The following is a 21,060-nucleotide window of genomic DNA, read 5'->3' as shown; positions in this document are numbered from 1 at the left end:
CGTTCCCGAGGACGATCGCGTGCGATGCCGTCCGCTGGAACGCAGATCTCCGGTGAACCGCTGATCCTCATGAGAGGTGCAGCCCCTGCGCCAGGGCGCGCAGGATGCGGTCTTGGACCTCCGGCCACCGATGCATCACGTCGGCGTAGCCGACCCGGATGACCGTGTAGCCGTGCAGGGTCAGCAACGCGTCATGGGTGTTGTCGGCGTCGCGCTGGGCGCCGACATGATGACCCCCATCGATCTGCAACACGAGCCTCTCGCCGATGAGGAAGTCGACACGGTGGCCGAGCAGGTGGACCTGCGGGTGGACGGCGGCAGGAATCCATCGGAGTCGCACGAAGACGAACGTCTCGAGTCCGGAGTCGAGATGTGCACACGCGTCTGCGAGCACGCGCCGCGCCGCCGGGCGGAGGTCGAACCTCCGCATGACCTCGCCGGATGCCAGGCCCTGCCGGAACGCGGAGTCCCAGACGGCGAGCGCCTGCTCGAACGGGCGGCACTCGGCCACGATCGCCAGGACGTTCTCGACGGGGTCCTCGAGGGGCCCCGGGATGCGTGCGATCAGGGGGGTGCTCCAGTGCACCCGCGCGTGAGGGGCTGAGACCGAACCGGATGCCGCCGGCGCACCCACGTGCGCCCGGCTGCCGTCGTCGTTCACGCTCCAGAGACCGAGGCGTCGCGCCTGCGTTACGCACGTGAGGACGACGCCCGCGCGCGCCGCGCTCCGCAGGAGCGGATCCGCCTCGGGCACGGCGACCCATCCGCGACGCGGCCGTTCGAGTCCTGCGGCACCGATGCGATGGCGCGAGTAGCCGGCATCCCTCAGATCTGCAGTCCGCACCACTCCGCCGTGACGCCGCACCCACTCCCGCACGTCCATGCGTTCAGCGTGGCTTGCCCCCAGGCCGGCACCACGACCGCGGGCGACCCTGTGGGCGGGTGGCCATCCGCTCGGGCTGTGGAGACGTCTCGCGCCGGCGCTCGAGCGGAGATACCGTTTCCCGCGGACGGTCGGCCCGCGATCCGTCCCCGGGAAGGCGGATGTCCGCGGGAAGGACGGCCGGACAGGGCGAGCGGATGCCGCGGCTCACCGCCCGGCCCCGCTAGAGTGGTCTCGAACAAGCAACCTTTAACACCGTCCTGTGAGGCGGAGAAGGGAGCGGCGGATGACTTCGCGCATCGTCTTGCACGACGCTGACATCGCCCGCGCACTCACGCGCATCTCTCACGAGATCCTCGAGTCGAACAAGGGCCCCGACGGGCTCGTGCTCCTCGGGATCCCCACCCGCGGCGTCACCCTCGCCGAACGCATCGCGGGGCTCATCGCCTCGTTCACGGGCGTGACCGTCCCGGTCGGCTCGCTCGACGTCACGATGTACCGCGACGACCTGCACCGCAATCCCACGCGGACGCCGCGCCCGACCGAGATCCCGCCCGGCGGCATCGACGCGAAGACCGTGGTCCTCGTCGACGACGTCCTGTTCTCGGGCCGCTCCATCCGCGCCGCCCTGGACGCGCTGCAGGACATCGGACGGCCCGCCGTGGTGCGTCTCGCGATCCTCGTCGACCGGGGTCACCGCGAACTGCCCATCCGCCCGGACTTCGTCGGCAAGAACCTGCCGAGCTCGCGGGAGGAGCGCGTCAACGTGCGGCTGACCGACGTCGACGGTGCCGAGGAGGTGACGATCGCCTCATGAGACACCTCCTCGACACCCGCACCCTCAGCCGGGACGACGCGCTCCGCATCCTCGACGTCGCCGAGGACATGCGCGACACGCAGTCCCGCGAAGTGAAGAAGTTGCCGACGCTGCGCGGTAAGACCGTCGTCAACCTCTTCTTCGAGGACTCGACGCGCACGCGCATCTCGTTCGAAGCGGCCGCCAAGCGCCTCTCGGCCGACGTCATCAACTTCTCGGCCAAGGGGTCCTCGGTCTCCAAGGGCGAGTCCCTTCAGGACACGGCGCAGACCCTGCAGGCGATGGGCGCCGACGCCGTCGTGATCCGTCACGGCGCGTCGGGCGCTCCGCACACGCTCGCGACGAGCGGCTGGATCTCCGCCGGGGTCCTGAACGCCGGAGACGGCACGCACGAGCACCCCACGCAAGCGCTGCTCGACGCCTTCACCATCCGCAAGCGTTTCTTCGGCGACGACAGCAGGGGCCGCGACCTCGCGGGGTTCCACGTCGCGATCGTCGGCGACATCCTGCACTCGCGCGTCGCACGGTCGAATGTCTGGTTGCTCACGACGCTCGGCGCGCGGGTCACCCTCGTCGCACCTCCGACGCTGGTCCCGCAGGACGTCTCGGCTTGGCCTGTGACGATCTCCTACGACCTCGACCAGGCGATCGCCTCGGCGCCGGACGCCGTCATGATGCTCCGCATCCAGCTGGAGCGGATGAACGCCGCCTATTTCCCCACTGAACGGGAGTATTCACGCCGTTGGGGATTGGATGCCGCGCGGATGGGATCTCTTCCGACCGCTAGCATTGTGATGCACCCCGGGCCCATGAACCGGGGTCTGGAGATCTCCGCCGACGCCGCCGATTCGCCACGATCGACTGTGCTCGAGCAGGTCGCGAACGGTGTCTCGGTCCGCATGGCGGCGCTCTACCTGCTCCTGGCGGGGGAGCGACCCACCACCCATCCACAGGAGGAGGCCCGATGAGCGAGAGCATCCTCATCCGCGGGGCGCGGATCGATGGCGGCGTCGCCGCGGACATCCTGATCACGGACGGCGTCATCGCCGAGCTCGGCACGGGTGTCAGCGCGAACGGCGCACGGACGGTGGACGCGGACGGCCTGATCGCGCTGCCCGGCCTGGTCGACCTGCACACCCACCTGCGCGAGCCCGGCTACGAGGCATCCGAGACGATCCTGTCGGGGTCGCGAGCGGCCGCCGCCGGCGGCTACACGACGGTGTTCGCCATGCCGAACACCTCACCGGTCGCCGACACCGCCGGCGTCGTCGAGCAGGAGCTCGCCCTGGGCGAGGCCGCCGGCTACGCCCACGTCCAGCCGATCGGCGCCGTGACCGTCGGGCAGAAGGGCGAGCGACTCGCCGAGCTCGGTGCGATGGCCTCGTCGCGAGCCCGGGTCCGCGTCTTCAGCGACGACGGCTTCTGCGTCTTCGACCCGCTCATCATGCGCCGGGCGCTGGAGTACGTGAAGTCCTTCGACGGCGTCGTCGCGCAGCACGCGCAGGATCCCCGCCTGACCGAGGGTGCCCAGATGAACGAGGGCACCGTGTCGGCCGAGCTCGGCCTCACGGGATGGCCGGCCGTCGCCGAGGAGTCGATCATCGCGCGCGATGTCCTCCTGGCCGAACACGTCGGATCGCGCCTGCACGTCTGCCACCTCTCAACCGCCGGCTCCGTCGACCTCATTCGGTGGGCGAAGAAGCGCGGCATCAACGTCACAGCCGAGGTCACGCCCCACCACCTGCTGCTGACCGAAGACCTCGTGCGCGGCTACGATCCGCGGTTCAAGGTGAACCCGCCGCTGCGGCGGGACGAGGACGTGCGCGCGGTCCGCGAGGGACTCGCCGACGGCACGATCGACATCGTCGCGACCGACCACGCCCCGCACCCCGCCGAGGCGAAGACCTGCGAATGGCAGGCGGCTGCCAACGGGATGGTCGGACTCGAGTCCGCCCTCCGCGTCGTGCACGCCGCGATGGTCGACACCGGCCTGCTCGAGTGGTCCGACGTCGTCCGCGTCATGTCCGCAGCCCCCGCCCGCATCGGCCGGCTCGCGGATGCCGGGACCCCGATCGCGGTCGGATCCCCGGCATCCCTCGCCCTCTACGACCCGGCGCCGGTCCGCGCGTTCAGCACGGACGACCTGCGGGGAGGCAGCGTGAACTCGCCCTACCTCGGGCGGGAACTGCCGGGCGAGGTCCGGGCGACGTTCTTCCGCGGCCGGCAGACCGTCGCCGATGGCGCGGTCGTCGCCGAGGTCGTCTCGTGACCCGCGAGGCTGCCGTCCTCGTCATGGCGGCGGTCGCCGTCCTGCTGATCGTGGTCGGACTGATCGCCTGGCGACGACGATCGAGGCGGGACGCGGGCCTGTCCGCCCCGGTCGGTGACGCCCCCGACGGCGCCGTCACGAGCCTCCGCTCGGAGGGCCTGTACGTCGCCACGACCCGTCACGGCGATCCGCTGGAGCGGCTCGCGATCCGCGGGCTCGCCTTCCGATCCCGCGTCGACGTCACCGTCACCGACACCGGCGTGGCGCTCGATCTGACCGGCCAGCCGCGGATCTTCCTCGCCGCGGACGCCCTCGTCGCGGTCGACCAGGCGACGGTCGCCATCGATCGCGTGGTCGAGCGCGACGGCCTCGTCCGTCTCGCGTGGACCACGCCCGAAGGCACGGTCGTCGACAGCTACCTCCGCCCGCAGGACCTCTCGGCACGATCGCTCAGCGACGCGATCAGCCGGGTCCTCCCCGCCACCTCTTCTCCCACCTCTCCCCAGCAGATTCCCGGAAGCGACGCATGAGCATTCAGAGATTCCAAGCTCCCGAACCCGCCGTCCTCGTCCTCGAGGACGGTTCCCGACACCCCGGACACGCCTACGGTGCCCGCGGCACCACCCTCGGCGAAGTCGTCTTCGCGACGGCGATGACCGGGTACCAGGAGACGATCACCGACCCGTCGTACGCGGGTCAGATCGTCCTGCAGACTGCACCCCACATCGGCAACACCGGCATGAACGGCGAGGACCACGAGTCCCGCCGCATCTGGGTCGCCGGCTACATCGTCCGCGACCCCTCGCGCATCGTGTCGAACTGGCGCGCCGACCACTCGCTCGAGGACGCCCTGGTCCGCGACGGCATCGTCGGCATCGGCGGCGTCGACACGCGTGCCGTGACCCGCGTGCTCCGCTCGGCCGGGTCCATGCGCGGCGGCGTCTTCTCGGGGGATGCCGCATCCCTGACCGATGACGAGCAACTGCGCATCGTGCGCGAGGCTCCCGAGATGAGCGGGCAGAACCTGTCCGCCGACGTCTCGGTGCCCGCCGCCGAGGTGACTCCCGCGGTGGGCGAGAAGATCGGCAACCTCGCGATCCTCGACCTCGGCGTCAAGCAGGCCACCGTGAACAACCTCGCCGCCCGCGGGTTCGAGGTCCACGTCCTGCCGCAGACGATCTCGTTCGCCGACATCCAGGCGGTCGACCCCGTCGCGGTCTTCTACTCGAACGGACCGGGGGACCCCGCGGCATCCGATCGTCACGTCGCGCTGCTGCGCGAGGTCCTCGACGCCCGCCTGCCCTTCTTCGGCATCTGCTTCGGCAACCAGCTGTTCGGGCGAGCCCTCGGATTCGGCACCTACAAGCTGCCATTCGGGCACCGCGGCATCAACCAGCCGGTCCTCGACAAGACGACGGGTCGGGTCGAGATCACCGCCCACAACCACGGCTTCGCCGTCGACGCGCCCCTCGAGGGCGTCATCGACAGCCCGAACGGCTACGGCCGCGTCGAGGTCAGCCACGTCGGCCTCAACGACAACGTGGTCGAAGGACTCCGCGCCCTCGACCTCCCGGCGTTCAGCGTGCAGTACCACCCGGAGGCCGCCGCCGGCCCCCACGACGCCAACTACCTCTTCGACCGCTTCCGCGACCTCGTGATCGCCACTTTGGAGACGACCCAGAATGCCTAAGCGCGACGACATCAACAGCGTCCTCGTCATCGGATCGGGCCCGATCGTCATCGGTCAGGCCTGCGAGTTCGACTACTCCGGCACCCAGGCGTGCCGGGTCCTCCGCGAGGAGGGCGTGCGCGTCATCCTCGTCAACTCGAACCCCGCGACGATCATGACCGACCCGGACTTCGCCGACGCGACCTACGTCGAGCCGATCACCCCCGAGGTGATCGAGACGATCATCGCCAAGGAGAAGCCCGACGCGATCCTGCCGACCCTCGGCGGCCAGACCGCGCTGAACGCCGCCATGGCCCTGCACGACCGCGGCATCCTCGAGAAGTACGGTGTCGAGCTCATCGGCGCGAAGGTCGACGCCATCCGCAAGGGCGAGGACCGGCAGGTCTTCAAGGAGCTCGTCCTCGAGTCGGGGGCGGATGTCGCCCGCAGCGTCATCGCGCACACGATGGACGACCTCCTGGCCGGTGCCGAGGAGCTCGGCTACCCGCTCGTGGTCCGCCCCTCGTTCACGATGGGCGGCCTCGGATCCGGCTTCGCGTACAACGAGGAGGACCTCCGCCGCATCGGCGGCGCGGGCCTGCGCGACTCGCCCACGACCGAGGTGCTCCTCGAGGAGTCGATCCTCGGATGGAAGGAGTACGAGCTCGAGCTCATGCGCGACACGGCCGACAACACGGTCGTCGTCTGCTCCATCGAGAACGTCGACCCCGTCGGCGTGCACACGGGCGATTCGATCACGGTCGCGCCGGCGCTGACCCTGACGGACCGCGAGTACCAGAAGCTCCGTGACATCGGCATCGACATCATCCGCGCCGTCGGCGTCGACACCGGTGGCTGCAACATCCAGTTCGCCGTCGACCCGGCGACCGGCCGCATCATCGTCATCGAGATGAACCCGCGCGTCTCGCGCTCGTCGGCCCTCGCCTCGAAGGCGACCGGTTTCCCGATCGCGAAGCTCGCCGCGAAGCTCGCCATCGGGTACCGGCTCGACGAGGTGCCCAACGACATCACGAAGGCGACGCCGGCGAGCTTCGAGCCGACACTCGACTACGTCGTGGTGAAGGTGCCCCGCTTCAACTTCGAGAAGTTCCCCGCCGCCGACACGACGCTCACGACCACCATGAAGTCGGTCGGTGAGGCCATGGCGATCGGCCGCAATTACACGACCGCCCTCCAGAAGGCGCTCCGCTCGCTCGAGAAGCGCGGCTCCAGCTTCCATTGGGGGCCCGAGGAGCGCTCGATGGAGGAGCTCCTCGAGATCTCGAAGACGCCCACCGACGGCCGCATCGTCGTGCTGCAGCAGGCGCTCCGCAAGGGCGCCACGCTCGAGCAGGCGTTCGACGCCACCGCGATCGACCCCTGGTTCCTCGACCAGATGATCCTCATCAACGAGGTCGCCGAGTACATCCGCGAGGCGGACGATCTGACCGAGGACGTCCTGCGCCTCGCGAAGGACCACGGCTTCAGCGACGCCCAGATCGCGGAGCTCCGCGGCCTCGGAGAGGCGGACGTGCGCGGCATCCGTCACGGCTTCGGCCTCCGCCCCGTCTACAAGACGGTGGACACGTGCGCGGGGGAGTTCCCCGCGCTGACGCCGTACCACTACTCCTCGTACGACCGCGAGACCGAGGTCACCCCCAGTGAAGGACGCAAGGTCGTCATCATCGGGTCGGGTCCCAACCGCATCGGTCAGGGCGTCGAGTTCGACTACTCGTGCGTCCACGCGTCGTTCGCGCTGTCGGATGCCGGTTTCGAGACCATCATGGTCAACTGCAATCCCGAGACGGTCTCGACCGACTACGACACCAGCGACCGGCTGTACTTCGAGCCGCTGACGCTCGAGGACGTCCTCGAGGTGCTCCACGCGGAGGCGCAGTCCGGCGAGATCGTCGGCGTCGTCTGCCAGCTCGGCGGTCAGACGCCGCTCGGGCTCGCGAAGGGGATCGAGGCCGCCGGCTACACGATCCTCGGCACGAAGCCCGCCGCGATCGACATCGCCGAGGAGCGCGAGCTTTTCTCGCAGCTGCTCGACCGCGCGGGCCTCACCGCCCCGCGCCACGGCACCGCGACCGACGAGGCGGGTGCCATCGCGATCGCGGAGGAGATCGGCTACCCCGTGCTCGTGCGTCCGAGCTTCGTGCTCGGCGGCCGCGGCATGGAGATCGTCTACGACACCGAGAGCCTGCGCGACTACTTCGTACGCATCGCCGACCAGGCGATCATCCGCGACGACGCCCCGCTTCTCGTGGACCGCTTCTTGGACGACGCGGTGGAGATCGATGTCGACGCGCTCTTCGACGGCGAGCAGCTCTACATCGGCGGCGTCATGGAGCACCTCGAAGAGGCCGGCATCCACTCCGGTGACTCGTCGTGCACCCTGCCGCCCATGTCGCTCGGGCGCGGTGAGATCGATCGCGTACGCATCGCGACGCACTCCATCGCCGAGGGCGTCGGCGTCCGCGGGCTCCTGAACGTCCAGTTCGCCGTGTCGGCGGGCGTGCTCTACGTCATCGAGGCCAACCCGCGCGCCTCGCGCACGGTCCCGTTCGTGTCGAAGGCTCTCGGTATCCCGATGGCCAAGGCGGCGAGCCGCATCATGGCCGGATCGTCGATCGCAGAGTTGATCGCGGAGGGTCTCCTCCCCGAACAGGACGGCTCGCGGGTGCCGCTCGACGCCCCCGTCGCCGTCAAGGAGGCCGTCCTCCCGTTCAAGCGGTTCCGGACCGCGGACGGTCGCACCGTCGACTCGGTCCTCGGACCCGAGATGCGCTCCACCGGTGAGGTCATGGGCATCGACCGCGACTTCCCGACGGCGTTCGCGAAGAGCCAGGCCGCAGCCTACGGCGGGATGCCGACCTCGGGAACCGTCTTCCTCTCGGTCGCCGACGACGACAAGCGCGCCGTCATCCTGCCGGCGCACCGGCTGCAGGAGCTCGGCTACACCCTCATCGCGACGGAGGGCACGGCGGAGATCCTGGCTCGCAACGGCATCACGGTGAAGGTGGTCTCCAAGTACTCCGAGACGCAGGCCTCGGGCGAGCAGAACGTCGTCGATCTGATCAACGCGGGTGAGATCGACATCGTCGTGAACACCCCGTCGGGCGGCATCGCCCGTGCGGACGGGTACGAGATCCGCGCCGCCGCGGTGGCCGCGGACAAGGCGCTGTTCACCACGATGGCCGTCCTCGGCGCCGCCGTCTCGGCGATGCCGGTCCTCCGCGAGGGCTTCGCCGTCCGGAGCCTGCAGGAGTACGCCGCCGACCGGAAGGCGTCGGTGTGACCTCATTCGGTTCGCGGCTGGCCGCGGCGGTCGACGCCCGCGGTCCGCTGTGCGTCGGCATCGACCCCCACGCGTCGCTCCTCGACGCGTGGGGGCTCCCGGCATCCGCTGCGGGTGTCCGCGACTTCGGCCTGCGCGTGGTGGATGCCGCGCGCACCCGCGTCGGCGTGGTCAAGCCGCAGGTGGCGTTCTTCGAGCGCTACGGGGCCGCCGGGTACGCCGCGCTCGAAGAGGTCATCGGGACGGCCCGCGCGGCGGGCCTCGTCGTGATCGCCGACGCCAAGCGCGGCGACATCGGGACGACCATGGACGGCTACGCCGAGGCGTGGCTCTCAGCGGGATCGCCCCTGGAGTCCGATGCCGTGACCGTGAGCCCCTACCTCGGACCGGACTCGCTCCGCGGCACCATCGCGACCGCCGTCCGCGAGGGCAAGGGCGTCTACGTCCTCGCCGCGACGAGCAACCCCGAGGCCGCCGGCCTGCAGTCCGCCGAGCTCACGACCGTCGACGCCGAGCGCGGTCAGACGGTCGCGGACTGGGTCGCGCAACGCGCCGGTTCGGCGAATTCGTCCGCTGTGGTCGCAGGCGACCGTTTCGGCCCGGTCGGCTTCGTCGTCGGGGCTACAGTGGAGCGCGCCGATCTGGGACTGACGGATGCCTCGTTGCACCGCGCGTCCCTCCTCGCCCCCGGTTTCGGAGCGCAGGGTGCCCGCCTTCGCGACATCTCCGAGCGCTTCGGGTCCCTGGCCCCCCAGGTCCTCGCCAGCGCCAGCCGCAGCATCCTCGGCGCCGGTCCCGACGGGATCGCCGCCGCCATCGACACCCACAACTCCGAACTCCAGGACGCCCGACATGCCTGACTCCCGCACACCCCCCGAGGTCGACCGCGCCGCCGCGTCCCGTCGCGCCGTCGCCGCGCGCCGTGAACGTGCCGCGCTCAAGCGCGACGTGTCGACGCGCGTCATCAGCCCGCAGGACCTGCTGCGCCACGCGTGGGCGGAGCCGCAGTCGGCCGCCGCGGCGATGCGCGTGACCGAGTTCCTCACCGCGATCCCCGCGATCGGCGAGGGCAAGCGCGACCGCATCCTGGCCGATCTGCAGATCGCTCCGGTCAAGAAGATCGGGGGCCTCGGCATCCGTCAGCGCCAGGTGCTGCAGGACTACCTCGACCGTCGCCTCCCCGAGCCGCGCGCCCGTGACGCACGCAGCCGTCTGATCGTCCTCGCCGGCCCCACCGCAGTGGGGAAGGGGACGGTCGCCGCCCACATCAAGGAGCACCACCCCGAGATCCTGCTGTCGGTCTCGGCGACCACGCGACCGCCGCGACCGGGCGAGGTCGAAGGCGAGCACTACTTCTTCGTCGACGACGCCGAGTTCGACCGGATGGTCGAGGCGGGCGACCTCCTCGAGTACGCGACGGTGCACAACGCCTACCGCTACGGCACGCCGCGTCGCCCGATCGACGCCGCCCTCGCCGAGGGACGGACGGTCCTCCTCGAGATCGATCTCCAGGGCGCCCGCCAGGTGCGCGCCGCCGCTCCTGACGCGACGCTGGTCTTCCTTCTCCCGCCCAGCTGGGACGAGCTGGTGAACCGGCTCGTCGGGCGGGGGACCGAGGGCGAGGAGGAGCGTGCGCGCCGTCTGAAGACCGCGCGGGTCGAGCTCGCCTCGCAGGGCGAGTTCGACTACCGCGTCGTGAACGACGACGTCGCGCGTGCCGCGGCGGAGATCGCCCGACTCGCACGCTGACCCCGGGGGACGGCTCCCGCCACTGCTTCGTTTCACACCGTTACGACGCGATGCGGTCGATCCGACACCTTCCGGAAGGCTGGGGGGCATGTCCGCCGTCCTCACCGCCTCCGACGCCGTCCGACGCGCTGCCGCCCCGCGCGGCGCCGTGTCGCTGTCGGGTGTCCGCCGGACGTTCGCGGGCGCGGCGGGACCGGTGCCCGTCCTCCGTGGCGTCGATCTCGACATCGAGCCCGGTGAGATCATCGCGGTCGTGGGGCCCTCGGGATGCGGGAAGTCGACGCTGCTCCGGCTCCTCGCGGGGCTCGACGCCCCGTCCGCCGGGTCGGTGACCGTCGACGGCACGCCGCTCCGCGACACCGACGCGCGCACTGCCGTCGCCTTCCAGGAGCCGCGCCTGCTGCCGTGGCGCACCCTCACGCAGAACGTCGAGATCGGGATGCCGCGCGGCACCGCGCGCCCCGACGTGTCGGCGCGCGTCGCGGAGCTGCTCGAGCTCGTCGGGCTCACCGGTGCCGCGTCACTCAGGCCGCGTGAGGTGTCGGGCGGCATGGCGCAGCGGGCGTCGCTCGCGCGCGCCCTCGCCCGCGGTCCCGAGGTGCTGTTGCTCGACGAGCCGTTCGGAGCACTCGACGCGCTCACGCGGCTCCGCATGCAGGACCTGCTCCTCGACATCCATTCCGCCGAACCCACGACTGTCGTCCTCGTGACGCACGACGTGGAGGAGGCCCTGTATCTGGCAGATCGCGTGCTCCAGCTGCGCGCGATCGATGCCGATTCCGAGGATTCCTCGATCGCCCGTGTGATCGAGGTCCCCGGCATCCGTCCCCGTGACCGCGCAGATCGCGGCTTCACGGACCTCCGCGCCGAGCTCCTCGACGGACTCGGCGTCGACACCCACCGCTCAACCCCTCAGGAGACCCGATGAGCACCGTCATCCGCCGCACCGTTCCCGCCCTCGCCGTGGGTGCTGTGGTGATGCTCATGGCCACGGGCTGCCTCGCGGGCGAGAACGCGAGCTCGTCCTCCGATGGCGCGAGCGCCGGATCGTGGTCGACCGACACCCTCTCGATCGACTTCGCGACTTACAACCCGCTCAGCCTCGTCGTGAAGGACCAGGGGCTCATCGAGAAGGCTCTCGGCGACGACGTCGACGTCGAGTGGACCCAGTCCGCCGGGTCGAACAAGGCGAACGAACTCCTCCGCGCCGGCGCCCTCGACGTCGGTTCGACGGCCGGTTCGGCCGCGCTCCTCGCTCGGGCGAACGGTTCGCCGATCAAGGTCATCGATGTGTACTCGCAGCCTGAGTGGTCGGCCATCGTCGTCGGCCCCGACAGCGACATCACGTCGGTCGCCGATCTCAAGGGCAAGAAGGTCGCCGCGACGAGCGGAACCGACCCGTACTTCTTCCTCCTGCAGGCGCTCGAGACCGAGGGACTGAGCGTCAAGGACGTCGACGTGCAGAACCTGCAGCACGCGGACGGGCGCGCCGCCCTCGACGGCGGCTCCGTCGACGCGTGGGCGGGCCTCGACCCGATCATGGCGGCCGCAGAGGTCGAGTCCGGCGACAAGCTCATCTATCGGAACGTCGACTTCAACTCCTACGGCTTCCTCAACGCGACCGAGGATTTCCTCACCGACCACAAGGACGTCGCGCAGGTCGTCGTGGACGCCTACGAAGAGGCGCGCACCTGGGCGCTGGCGCACCCCGACGAGACCGCGTCGCTGCTCGCGAAGGTGGCCGGGATCGACCCGAAGGTCGCGACGACCGTCATCGGCGAGCGCTCGAACCTCGACGTCAGCGGCGTCCCCGGTGAGGCTCAGCTGGCCGTCCTGAAGAAGATCGCGCCCGTCCTCGTCGACTCCGACGCCGTGACCGGCGGGCAGGATGCCGTCGACAAGGCACTCGACACGATCATCGAGCCGTCCTTCGCCGAGAAGGCGGCGGGCTGACGATGACGGCATCCGTCGACACGACCGCCACCGCCGCAGCGCCTTCGGGCGTCGCGGCGGTGCGGCCGTTCTGGTCCCGGACGAGTGTCCGCATCATCGGAGGTCTCGTCGTCCCCCTCGCCGTCCTCGCGCTCTGGCAGGCGGTGACGGGCTTGGGTCTCATCCCGACCTACCGGCTCCCGGCTCCGGTCGACGTCGTGGTCGCGGCGATCCAGCTCGCCGAGGGCGGCGCGCTGTGGACCCACGTCGCGATCTCGGTGCAGCGCGTCGTTCTCGGGTTCGTGTTCGGATCGCTCGTCGGACTGGCGGTTGCGGCCATCGTTGGGCTGACGCGCTCCGGCGACGTGCTGCTGAGCCCGATCCTTGCCGCTTTCCGCGCGATCCCCTCCCTTGCGCTCGTTCCGCTCCTCCTGCTTTGGATGGGGATCGGCGAGGACTCGAAGGTCACTCTCGTCGCCATCGGCGCGTTCTTCCCGATGTTCACGACGGTTGCGGGCGCTCTGCGGCACGTCGATCCGCACCTCGTCGAGATGGGACGCTCCTTCGGCCTCCGCGGCTGGGATCTGTTCCGGTCGGTCCAGCTCCCCGCGACCGTTCCTGCCCTGATCTCGGGGCTGCGCCTCGCGCTCGCACAGGCCTGGCTCTTCCTGGTCGCCGCCGAACTCCTCGCGGCGTCGATGGGACTCGGGTTCCTCCTCACCGACGCGCAGAGCACCGGCCGCGTGGATCGCATCTTCCTCGCGATCGTCATCCTGGCGGCACTGGGGACCCTGTCGAACGCGCTCGTGACCCTGCTGCAGCGCCGTCTGCTGAGGAGATGGGCATGACGGGTCACTCCGGCGAAGAGCTCCGCCTCGTCGAGACGCGCGCGTACCCTGCCCCGTCGGCCTTCGCCGCGCAGGCGAACGTGTCACAGGGTGCGTACGCGGATGCCGCGGCCGACCCGATCGCGTTCTGGGAGGACGCCGCCCGGCGGCTCGACTGGCAGACGCCGTGGCACACCGCCCTCGATTGGCGCCCTCCCGTCCGTTCCGCGGAAGGCGTCCTGTCGATCCCGACCGCCCGATGGTTCGACGGCGGCACCCTGAACGTCGCGGCGAACTGCGTCGACCGTCACGTCGAGGCCGGGCGCGGCGAGAAGGTGGCCCTGTACTTCGAAGGCGAGCCGGGCGACCGCACCGCCGTCACCTACGCCGACCTCCGGCGTCGGGTGTCGCAGGCCGCGAACGCGCTCATCGCCCTCGGCGTCCAGCCCGGCGACCGCGTCGTCGTCTACCTGCCGGTCCTCGTCGAGACCGTCGTCATCGCGCTCGCCTGCGCCCGCATCGGCGCGGTGCACTCGCTCGTGTTCGGCGGGTTCTCGGCCGAGGCCGTCCGGTTCCGCCTCGAGGACACCGGCGCGAAGCTGCTCGTGACGAGCGACGGTCAGTTCCGACGCGGGGGAGCGGTCGAGGTCAAGTCCGCCGCTGACATCGCCGCCGCAGGCCTGCCCGCGCTCGAGCACGTGCTTGTCGTCCGACGCACCGGCAGCGACGTGCCCTGGACGCCCGGCCGCGACGTCTGGTGGCACGACGTCGTCGACACGGCATCGCCCGTCCACGAGGCGACGCCGTTCGATGCGGAGCATCCGCTCTTCATCATCTACACGTCGGGCACGACCGGAAAGCCGAAGGGCCTCGTCCACACCTCGGGCGGGTACCTCGCGCACGCGAGCTGGGCCCACTGGGCGCACTTCGACGCGAAGCCCGACGACGTCCACTGGTGCACCGCCGACCTCGCCTGGGTGACGGCCCACACCTACGAGATCTATGGGCCGCTGTCGAACGGGCTCACGCAGGTCATCTACGAGGGCACCCCCGATGCGCCCCACCGGGAGCGCCACCTCGAGATCATCGAGCGGTACGGCGTGACGGTGTACTACACGGCGCCCACCCTCATCCGCACCTTCATGACCTGGTTCGGCGACGACCTCCCCGAGGGCCACGACCTGTCGAGCATCCGCCTCCTCGGCACCGTCGGCGAGGCAATCAACCCCGCCGCGTGGGCGTGGTTTCGCCGCGCCTTCGGACGCGACGGGGTCCCCGTGGTCGACACGTGGTGGCAGTCCGAGACCGGCGCCGCCATGATCGCCCCGCTCCCGGGAGTCACGACGCTGAAGCCGGGCTCGGCGAGCGTGCCGCTCCCGGGGATCGACGCCGCGGTGGTCGACCCGGACGGTCGCGAGGTCGAGCCGGGCCGATCGGGCACCCTCGTCGTCCGTCGTCCCTGGCCCGGGATGGCGCGGACCGTCTGGGGGAACCCCGAACGCTATCGCGACTCCTACTGGTCGACCTATGCCGGCCACGGCGAGCACGGCGGGTACTACGTCGCCGGCGACGGCGCGACCCGCGACGCCGACGGCCACATCTGGATCCTCGGCCGCCTCGACGACGTCGTGAACGTCTCGGGCCACCGGCTGTCGACGATCGAGATCGAATCAGCGCTCGTCGCGCACGCCTCCGTCGGAGAGGCCGGAACCACCGGCGTCGTCGACCCGATCACCGGTCACGCCGTCGCCGCGTTCGTCGTCCCGTCCGGGGCGGGGCAGCCGGATGCGGCCGCCCTCCGCGCGCACGTCGCCCGCGAGATCGGCCCGGTCGCCAAGCCCCGTCATGTGGTCGTCGTCCCCGACCTCCCCAAGACCCGCTCCGGCAAGATCCTCCGCCGCCTCCTCGCCCAGCTGTGGGAGGCCGAGCAGGACCGCCGCGCCGGACGTGAACCCGCACCGCTCGGCGACACCACGTCGCTGCAGAACCCCGACGCCGTCGACCGCATCGCCGCCGCGCTGGCGGCGGCGTGACCTGCGGCATCCACCCGCCAGAGAGAGAACATGACTGACGAACACCGCTTCGGCTTCCGCACGCGCGCACTCCATGCCGGCGGCACCCCGGATGCCGCGACCGGCGCCCGCGCCGTGCCGATCTACCAGACCTCCTCCTTCGTCTTCGACGACGCGACGGATGCCGCGAACCTGTTCGCGCTGCAGAAGTACGGCAACATCTACTCGCGCATCGGCAACCCGACGGTCGCTGCACTCGAGGAGCGCCTCGCGTCCCTCGAGGGCGGCATCGGCGCAGTGGCGACCGCCTCCGGGATGAGCGCCGAGTTCATCACCTTCGCCGCGCTCGTCGGTGTCGGCGACCACGTCGTCGCCTCGGCGCAGCTCTATGGCGGCACCGTCACCCAGCTCGACGTGACGCTCCGCCGTTTCGGGGTCGACACGACGTTCGTCGCCTCGAGCGACCCGGCGGACTACGCGGCGGCGATCCGCCCCGAGACGAAGGTGCTCTACGTCGAGACGATCGGCAACCCGTCGGGGGAGATCGCCGACATCGAGGGCCTCGCCGAGGTCGCACACGCGGCCGGCATCCCGCTCGTCGTCGATTCGACCCTCGCGACCCCCTACCTCGCGCGCCCGCTCGAGCACGGCGCGGACATCGTCATCCACTCCGTGACCAAGTTCCTCGGCGGACACGGCACGACCCTCGGCGGCGTCGTGATCGAGAAGGGGACGTTCGACTGGGGGAACGGCAAGTTCCCGCAGATGACCGAGCCGGTCGCCTCGTACGGCGGCATCAAGTGGTGGGACAACTTCGGCGAGTACGGCTTCCTGACCAAGCTCCGGAGCGAGCAGCTCCGCGACATCGGTGCGGCTCTCAGCCCGCACTCCGCCTTCCTGCTGCTGCAGGGCATCGAGACCTTGCCGCAGCGGATCGACGCGCACGGCGCGAACGCGCGGATCGTCGCCGAGTGGCTCGCCTCAGACCCCCGGGTCTCGTTCGTCACGTGGGCGGGGCTGCCGGATCACCCCCACCGCGAACGGGCCGAGAAGTACCTCCCGCTCGGGCCGGGATCGGTCTTCGCGTTCGGCGTGAAGGCCGGCGACGATGCCGCGAACGAGGACGACCGCGTCGCCGCGGGTCGCCGGGCGGGGGAGGCGGTCATCGACGCGCTCCAGCTCGCCTCGCACCTCGCCAACATCGGCGACGCCCGGACGCTCGTCATCCACCCCGCCTCGACGACGCACCAGCAGCTCAGCGCGGATCAGCTCGTCGCCGCCGGGGTGCCGGCCGACCTCATCCGCATCTCGGTCGGTCTCGAAGACCCCGAGGACATCGTGTGGGACCTCGATCAGGCCCTCACCGCCGCGACAGGAGTCCCCCGATGACCGATCCGAACGCCTGCGCCCTTCCGACCCCGCCGGCACCGGCCGACGGCGTCGCCTGCGCGCTGCCCGGCGCTCCGGCTGCGGCGAACGATGTGCGGACGTGGCCCGCCGCCGGTCCCCAGGAGAGGTTCGAGATCCTCCGCCGGGCGAAGACGATCGCGATCGTGGGCGCCTCCGACAACCCGGCGCGCGCGAGCTACTTCGTCGCCACCTACCTGAGCGGAAGCTCGCCGTACGACGTCTATTACGTCAACCCGCGGGCGAGCGAGATCCTCGGGAAGCCCGCCTACGCGTCGCTCGCCGACCTGCCGGTCGTCCCCGACATCGTCGACGTCTTCCGGAAGCACGACGACCTGCCCGGCGTCGCGCAGGAGGCGGTGGATGCCGGTGCCTCGACGCTCTGGCTGCAACTCGGCTCGTGGCACGAGGGCGCCGCGAAGATCGCCGCCGACGCGGGTCTGTCGGTCGTCATGGACCGGTGCGTCAAGATCGAGCACGCCCGCTTCCACGGCGGTCTGCACCTGGCGGGCTTCGACACCGGGGTCCTCAGCTCGAAGCGGCAGCTTCTCAGCCGGTGAGCCGGGCGCAGGCGTCACAGGCGCGCGGCGACCTGTAGACTGAGAGGATGCCGCGCCGCGTCCGCGCGCGTTCCGGCAGACATCTCTCCTCACCGATCCTGGAGGACCACCATGGCCAACCGTGACCAGGGCATCATCGACCCGCCCATCGACGCACTCCTCAACAAGGTCGACTCGAAGTACCAGCTCGTGATCTACGCATCTAAGCGCGCGCGTCAGATCAACGACTACTACTCGGACCTCCACGAGGGCAACCTCTTCGACAACGTGGGCCCGCTCGTCGACTCCAACGTCGAGGACAAGCCGCTGACGATCGCCCTCCACGAGATCCACGAGGACAAGCTGCGCCTCCGCGCGGCCGAGTGATCTCGACCTCATGACCCCGGCGCCACACGGCGTCATCCTCATGCCCGCGAGCCCCCCGTGTCGGGGGCCGCGGGCATGATGGTTTACACACCCCCGATCCGCCCTCTGGAGGACCGATGAGCGCGCTGCGCCTGTTCACGTCGGAGTCCGTGACCGAAGGTCACCCCGACAAGATCTGCGACCAGATCTCCGACAGCATCCTCGATGCCCTCCTCGCGGTCGACCGCGGTAGCCGCGTCGCCGTCGAGACACTGGTCACGACGGGCCTCGTCCACGTCGCAGGTGAAGTCCGCACCGACGGCTACGTCGACATCCCGGGGATCGTCCGTCGCGTCGTGAACCGCATCGGATACACCTCCTCCGAGACCGGCTTCGACGGCGACTCGTGCGGTGTGACGGTGTCGATCGGCGAGCAGTCGGGCGACATCGCCGCGGGCGTCGACAACGCCCTGGAGCACCGCGAGGGCGGTTCGGTCGACCCCGTCGACGCGCTCGGCGCGGGGGACCAGGGCATCATGTTCGGCTACGCGACCAACGAGACGCCCTCGTACATGCCGACCGCGATCTGGACCGCCCACCGGCTGGCCGAGCGGCTCACCGATGCGCGTCGCAGCGGCGCACTGCCGTTCCTCCGCCCCGACGGCAAGACGCAGGTGACCCTCGGTTACGACGGCACGACGCCGCGGACCGTCGACACGGTGGTCCTCTCCACCCAGCACCACCCCGACATCTCGCTCCCGGCCCTCCGCGCCGCGGTGCAGGCCGAGGTCATCGACCCCGTCCTCGCCCAGACGGGGCTCGACGTCTCGGGCGTGCGCTACGTCATCAACCCGGCGGGCCCCTTCGTCGTGGGCGGTCCCAAGGGTGACGCGGGCCTGACGGGTCGCAAGATCATCATCGACACCTACGGTGGGGCCGCGCGTCACGGCGGTGGGGCCTTCAGCGGCAAGGACCCCTCCAAGGTCGATCGCTCGGCGGCGTATGCGATGCGCTGGGTCGCGAAGAACGCCGTCGCGGCGGGCCTGGCCGACCGGCTCGAGGTGCAGGTCGCCTACGCGATCGGCCGTGCCGCCCCCGTGGGGCTGTACGTCGAGACGTTCGGAACGGGCCACGTCTCGGACGAGAAGATCACCGCCGCGATTCGCGAATCGTTCGATCTCCGGCCGCAGGCGATCATCGACGACCTCGACCTCCTGCGCCCGATCTACGCGCAGACCGCCGCCTACGGACACTTCGGGCGGGAACTGCCCGAGTTCACGTGGGAACGCACCGACCGCGTCGACGCGTTGCGGGCCGCCGCCGGGCTCTGACGCCCGTGATCGCCGTCGCACGGATCCTCCTCGATTCGCCGCTCCCTCAACTCGACCGGCTCTTCGACTACGCCGTGCCGGGCGCCCTGGACGCCGACGCGCAACCGGGTGTGCGGGTGAAGGTGCCGTTGCGGAGCGCCGGCCGGATGATCGAGGGCTGGGTCATCGAGCGGGCCGAGGTCGAGCCCGGCGGGCGGCCGCTGTCCGAGGTGGCATCCGTCGTCTCTCCGGTACCGGTGCTTCCGGCATCCCTCTACGCGCTGGCACGGCGCGTCGCCGACCGTGCCGCGGGCTCGGCGAGCGACATCCTGCGCCTTGCGGTGCCGAAGCGGATGGTGCGTGCCGAGAAGGCCTGGCTCGGCGCCGATCCGCCCGAAGCTCCGCAGGTGGATCCGGATGCCGCGACCCGCGCGCACGAGCTCGCATCACCCTATCCGGGGCTCGCCGACGCCGTCCTGAACGGGGAGCGGGTCGCGATCGACGCCCCGCCGCATCCGACTCCCGGAGCTCTCCGCGGTGCGTGGGCGGACCTGCTGGCGAGCCTCGCCGCGCTCGTCCTGGACAGCGGTCGGAGCGCGCTGCTCGTCGTCCCCGATCACCGTGACCAGACGCAGCTCCTCGACGCCCTCACGACCCTCGTCCCGGGCGAGGCGGTCGTCCGCGACGACGCCCGACGCCCGGGCCCGGAGCGGTACGCGACGTACCTGCGGATGCTGAGTCCCACGCCCTGCATCGTCGTCGGGAACAGGTCCACCGTGTACGCACCCGCTCACGATGTCGGCGCCGTCTTCGTCTGGGACGACGGCGACACGCTTCTCGCCGAGCCGCTCAGTCCGGGAGTCCACGCACGGGATGCCGCGCTCGTCCGTCAGGAGGAGGAGCACTCCGCGCTCGTTTTCGCCGGCCACACCCGCACCACCGATGTCGAGCGTCTCGTCCAGCTCGGGTGGGTGCGTGAGATCCCCGCGTCGCGACGGGTCAGTCCGAGGGTCGTCCTGTCCGCGACGCACGAGGCCGAGTACCGCGGTGCCCGCGTCCCCTCGGCCGCCTTCGGTGCGGCGCGAGAGGCCTTGCAGCACGGCCCGGTGCTGGTCCAGGTCGCCCGGCCGGGCTACTCACCCGTCCTCGTCTGCGCGGAGTGCCGAACTCCCGCCCGGTGCCGGCACTGCTCCGGCCCGCTCCGTGCGCGCCGCCCCGGTGCGACTCCCGACTGCGGATGGTGCGGCCGGTCGGCGCCGAACTGGACGTGCGCCAACTGCGCCGGGACGCGCTTCCGGATGGCGTCATCGGGGAGTGAACGTACGGCGGACGAACTCGGTCGGGCGTTCCCCGGCATCCGTGTCATCGTCGCCGACGGCGATCACCCCGTTGCATCGGTCGACGGCCGACCGGCCCTCGTGATCGCTACGCGCGGAGCGGAGCCCGCGGCGGAGGGCGGCTACCGTGCGGTCATCCTCCTCGACGGCGACAAGATGCTCATGGCCGAGCAGTTGCGGATCGGCGAATCGTGCCTGCGGTGGTGGTCGAACGCCGCCGCGCTGGCGGCTCCCGGCTCGCCGGTCCATCTCGTCGGCGTCACCGGTCCCGTCGCCCGTGCCCTCGCGACGTGGACCCACGCCGCATACGCACGTGCCGAGCTCGCGGACCGGGCTCCACTGCTGATGCCCCCGACCATCCGGGTCGCCGCCGTCGAGGGAGCCGCGGCATCCGTCGACCGTGCCCTCGCCGAGCTGCGCGAGACGGTTCCCGACCTCGTCCCGCTGTCGGTGCTCGGCCCCGTGCCCACCGACGACGGCGCGCGCGCTCTCGTCCGGGTGGACTACGCGCACGGCCGCGCCGTCGCCGAGCAGCTGCGGGCATCCGTCGTCGCCGATGCGGTCCGGGGTCGCCGGCGGGGTCCTGGACCCCGGACTACACTCAGGGTTCGGCTCGATGTGCCCGAGCTCGATCTGTGAGGA

At 70.9% G+C, this 21,060-nt stretch carries 18 protein-coding genes; 17 read left to right on the top strand and 1 reads right to left on the bottom strand.

Translation table 11 applies throughout. From position 1 onward, the window contains the following. Nucleotides 1–67: 67 nt before the first annotated feature. Nucleotides 68–883, bottom strand: a complete 816-nt coding sequence (locus H286_RS0104820) for a type IV toxin-antitoxin system AbiEi family antitoxin domain-containing protein (RefSeq protein ID WP_020097301.1) — start codon at nucleotides 881–883, stop codon at nucleotides 68–70. 286 nt (nucleotides 884–1,169) lie between these two features. Here H286_RS0104820 and pyrR point away from each other — a divergent pair, with 286 nt between their 5' ends. The 17 genes from pyrR to H286_RS0104735 all read left to right on the top strand — a co-directional run bounded on the left by pyrR (nucleotide 1,170) and on the right by H286_RS0104735 (nucleotide 21,057). Next, the gene (pyrR, locus tag H286_RS0104815) at nucleotides 1,170–1,700 is read left to right on the top strand and encodes a bifunctional pyr operon transcriptional regulator/uracil phosphoribosyltransferase PyrR (RefSeq protein ID WP_020097300.1); all 531 of its coding nucleotides are present in this window, start codon (nucleotides 1,170–1,172) and stop codon (nucleotides 1,698–1,700) included. After that, on the top strand, nucleotides 1,697–2,668 hold the full coding sequence (locus H286_RS0104810) for an aspartate carbamoyltransferase catalytic subunit (protein WP_020097299.1): 972 nt from the start codon (nucleotides 1,697–1,699) through the stop codon (nucleotides 2,666–2,668). The genes pyrR and H286_RS0104810 overlap by 4 nt, the downstream gene beginning before the upstream one ends. After that, complete coding sequence (locus H286_RS0104805) at nucleotides 2,665–3,969, top strand: dihydroorotase (protein ID WP_018186746.1); 1,305 nt, start codon at nucleotides 2,665–2,667, stop codon at nucleotides 3,967–3,969. Before H286_RS0104810 ends, H286_RS0104805 begins: the two co-directional genes overlap by 4 nt. Continuing rightward, a complete protein-coding gene (locus H286_RS0104800) occupies nucleotides 3,966–4,499 on the top strand; it encodes a PH-like domain-containing protein (RefSeq protein ID WP_018186747.1) in 534 nt (177 codons plus the stop codon). The genes H286_RS0104805 and H286_RS0104800 overlap by 4 nt, the downstream gene beginning before the upstream one ends. Beyond that, nucleotides 4,496–5,659, top strand: coding sequence for a glutamine-hydrolyzing carbamoyl-phosphate synthase small subunit (gene carA, locus H286_RS0104795; RefSeq protein WP_020097298.1), 1,164 nt, complete (start codon nucleotides 4,496–4,498; stop codon nucleotides 5,657–5,659). The genes H286_RS0104800 and carA overlap by 4 nt, the downstream gene beginning before the upstream one ends. Then, nucleotides 5,652–8,939, top strand: a complete 3,288-nt coding sequence (carB, locus tag H286_RS0104790) for a carbamoyl-phosphate synthase large subunit (RefSeq protein ID WP_020097297.1) — start codon at nucleotides 5,652–5,654, stop codon at nucleotides 8,937–8,939. The genes carA and carB overlap by 8 nt, the downstream gene beginning before the upstream one ends. Then, complete coding sequence (gene pyrF / locus H286_RS0104785) at nucleotides 8,936–9,799, top strand: orotidine-5'-phosphate decarboxylase (RefSeq protein WP_018186750.1); 864 nt, start codon at nucleotides 8,936–8,938, stop codon at nucleotides 9,797–9,799. The genes carB and pyrF overlap by 4 nt, the downstream gene beginning before the upstream one ends. Then, on the top strand, nucleotides 9,792–10,688 hold the full coding sequence (gene gmk / locus H286_RS0104780; protein WP_018186751.1) for a guanylate kinase: 897 nt from the start codon (nucleotides 9,792–9,794) through the stop codon (nucleotides 10,686–10,688). Before pyrF ends, gmk begins: the two co-directional genes overlap by 8 nt. A gap of 88 nt (nucleotides 10,689–10,776) precedes the next feature. After that, the gene (locus H286_RS0104775) at nucleotides 10,777–11,616 is read left to right on the top strand and encodes an ABC transporter ATP-binding protein (protein WP_018186752.1); all 840 of its coding nucleotides are present in this window, start codon (nucleotides 10,777–10,779) and stop codon (nucleotides 11,614–11,616) included. Next, the gene (locus H286_RS0104770) at nucleotides 11,613–12,641 is read left to right on the top strand and encodes an aliphatic sulfonate ABC transporter substrate-binding protein (RefSeq protein WP_020097296.1); all 1,029 of its coding nucleotides are present in this window, start codon (nucleotides 11,613–11,615) and stop codon (nucleotides 12,639–12,641) included. Before H286_RS0104775 ends, H286_RS0104770 begins: the two co-directional genes overlap by 4 nt. 2 nt (nucleotides 12,642–12,643) lie before the next feature. Next, a complete protein-coding gene (locus H286_RS0104765) occupies nucleotides 12,644–13,468 on the top strand; it encodes an ABC transporter permease (RefSeq protein ID WP_018186754.1) in 825 nt (274 codons plus the stop codon). Next, nucleotides 13,465–15,480 carry an acetate--CoA ligase gene (gene acs, locus H286_RS0104760; RefSeq protein WP_020097295.1) on the top strand — a complete coding sequence of 672 codons (2,016 nt, stop codon included), beginning with the start codon at nucleotides 13,465–13,467 and terminating at the stop codon, nucleotides 15,478–15,480. Before H286_RS0104765 ends, acs begins: the two co-directional genes overlap by 4 nt. A gap of 30 nt (nucleotides 15,481–15,510) precedes the next feature. Continuing rightward, on the top strand, nucleotides 15,511–16,848 hold the full coding sequence (locus H286_RS0104755; protein WP_020097294.1) for an O-acetylhomoserine aminocarboxypropyltransferase/cysteine synthase family protein: 1,338 nt from the start codon (nucleotides 15,511–15,513) through the stop codon (nucleotides 16,846–16,848). Then, a complete protein-coding gene (locus H286_RS0104750) occupies nucleotides 16,845–17,426 on the top strand; it encodes a CoA-binding protein (protein WP_020097293.1) in 582 nt (193 codons plus the stop codon). Before H286_RS0104755 ends, H286_RS0104750 begins: the two co-directional genes overlap by 4 nt. Before the next feature lie 111 nt (nucleotides 17,427–17,537). Continuing rightward, nucleotides 17,538–17,792, top strand: coding sequence for a DNA-directed RNA polymerase subunit omega (gene rpoZ / locus H286_RS0104745; RefSeq protein ID WP_018186758.1), 255 nt, complete (start codon nucleotides 17,538–17,540; stop codon nucleotides 17,790–17,792). Between the two features lie 116 nt (nucleotides 17,793–17,908). Further along, nucleotides 17,909–19,102 carry a methionine adenosyltransferase gene (gene metK / locus H286_RS0104740; RefSeq protein ID WP_018186759.1) on the top strand — a complete coding sequence of 398 codons (1,194 nt, stop codon included), beginning with the start codon at nucleotides 17,909–17,911 and terminating at the stop codon, nucleotides 19,100–19,102. Between the two features lie 5 nt (nucleotides 19,103–19,107). After that, nucleotides 19,108–21,057 carry a hypothetical protein gene (locus H286_RS0104735; protein WP_020097292.1) on the top strand — a complete coding sequence of 650 codons (1,950 nt, stop codon included), beginning with the start codon at nucleotides 19,108–19,110 and terminating at the stop codon, nucleotides 21,055–21,057. The last annotated feature ends 3 nt before the right edge of the window (nucleotides 21,058–21,060 follow it).

This window comes from Microbacterium sp. 11MF, from assembly GCF_000383475.1.
GTDB classification, from domain to species: domain Bacteria; phylum Actinomycetota; class Actinomycetes; order Actinomycetales; family Microbacteriaceae; genus Microbacterium; species Microbacterium aquilitoris.
This window is presented reverse-complemented; position numbering and strand designations above follow the sequence as displayed.

Excerpts from the sequence above, each read along its gene's own strand:
- H286_RS0104750 (WP_020097293.1), top strand. The coding sequence starts at position 16,845 with ATGACCGATCCGAACGCCTGCGCCCTTCCGACCCCGCCGGCACCGGCC.
- H286_RS0104810 (WP_020097299.1), top strand. The coding sequence starts at position 1,697 with ATGAGACACCTCCTCGACACCCGCACCCTCAGCCGGGACGACGCGCTC.
- H286_RS0104765 (WP_018186754.1), top strand. The coding sequence starts at position 12,644 with ATGACGGCATCCGTCGACACGACCGCCACCGCCGCAGCGCCTTCGGGC.
- carB (WP_020097297.1), top strand. The coding sequence starts at position 5,652 with ATGCCTAAGCGCGACGACATCAACAGCGTCCTCGTCATCGGATCGGGC.
- pyrR (WP_020097300.1), top strand. The coding sequence starts at position 1,170 with ATGACTTCGCGCATCGTCTTGCACGACGCTGACATCGCCCGCGCACTC.
- gmk (WP_018186751.1), top strand. The coding sequence starts at position 9,792 with ATGCCTGACTCCCGCACACCCCCCGAGGTCGACCGCGCCGCCGCGTCC.
- metK (WP_018186759.1), top strand. The coding sequence starts at position 17,909 with ATGAGCGCGCTGCGCCTGTTCACGTCGGAGTCCGTGACCGAAGGTCAC.
- H286_RS0104770 (WP_020097296.1), top strand. The coding sequence starts at position 11,613 with ATGAGCACCGTCATCCGCCGCACCGTTCCCGCCCTCGCCGTGGGTGCT.
- carA (WP_020097298.1), top strand. The coding sequence starts at position 4,496 with ATGAGCATTCAGAGATTCCAAGCTCCCGAACCCGCCGTCCTCGTCCTC.
- H286_RS0104805 (WP_018186746.1), top strand. The coding sequence starts at position 2,665 with ATGAGCGAGAGCATCCTCATCCGCGGGGCGCGGATCGATGGCGGCGTC.
- H286_RS0104755 (WP_020097294.1), top strand. The coding sequence starts at position 15,511 with ATGACTGACGAACACCGCTTCGGCTTCCGCACGCGCGCACTCCATGCC.
- H286_RS0104775 (WP_018186752.1), top strand. The coding sequence starts at position 10,777 with ATGTCCGCCGTCCTCACCGCCTCCGACGCCGTCCGACGCGCTGCCGCC.
- rpoZ (WP_018186758.1), top strand. The coding sequence starts at position 17,538 with ATGGCCAACCGTGACCAGGGCATCATCGACCCGCCCATCGACGCACTC.
- acs (WP_020097295.1), top strand. The coding sequence starts at position 13,465 with ATGACGGGTCACTCCGGCGAAGAGCTCCGCCTCGTCGAGACGCGCGCG.
- H286_RS0104820 (WP_020097301.1), bottom strand. The coding sequence starts at position 883 with ATGGACGTGCGGGAGTGGGTGCGGCGTCACGGCGGAGTGGTGCGGACT.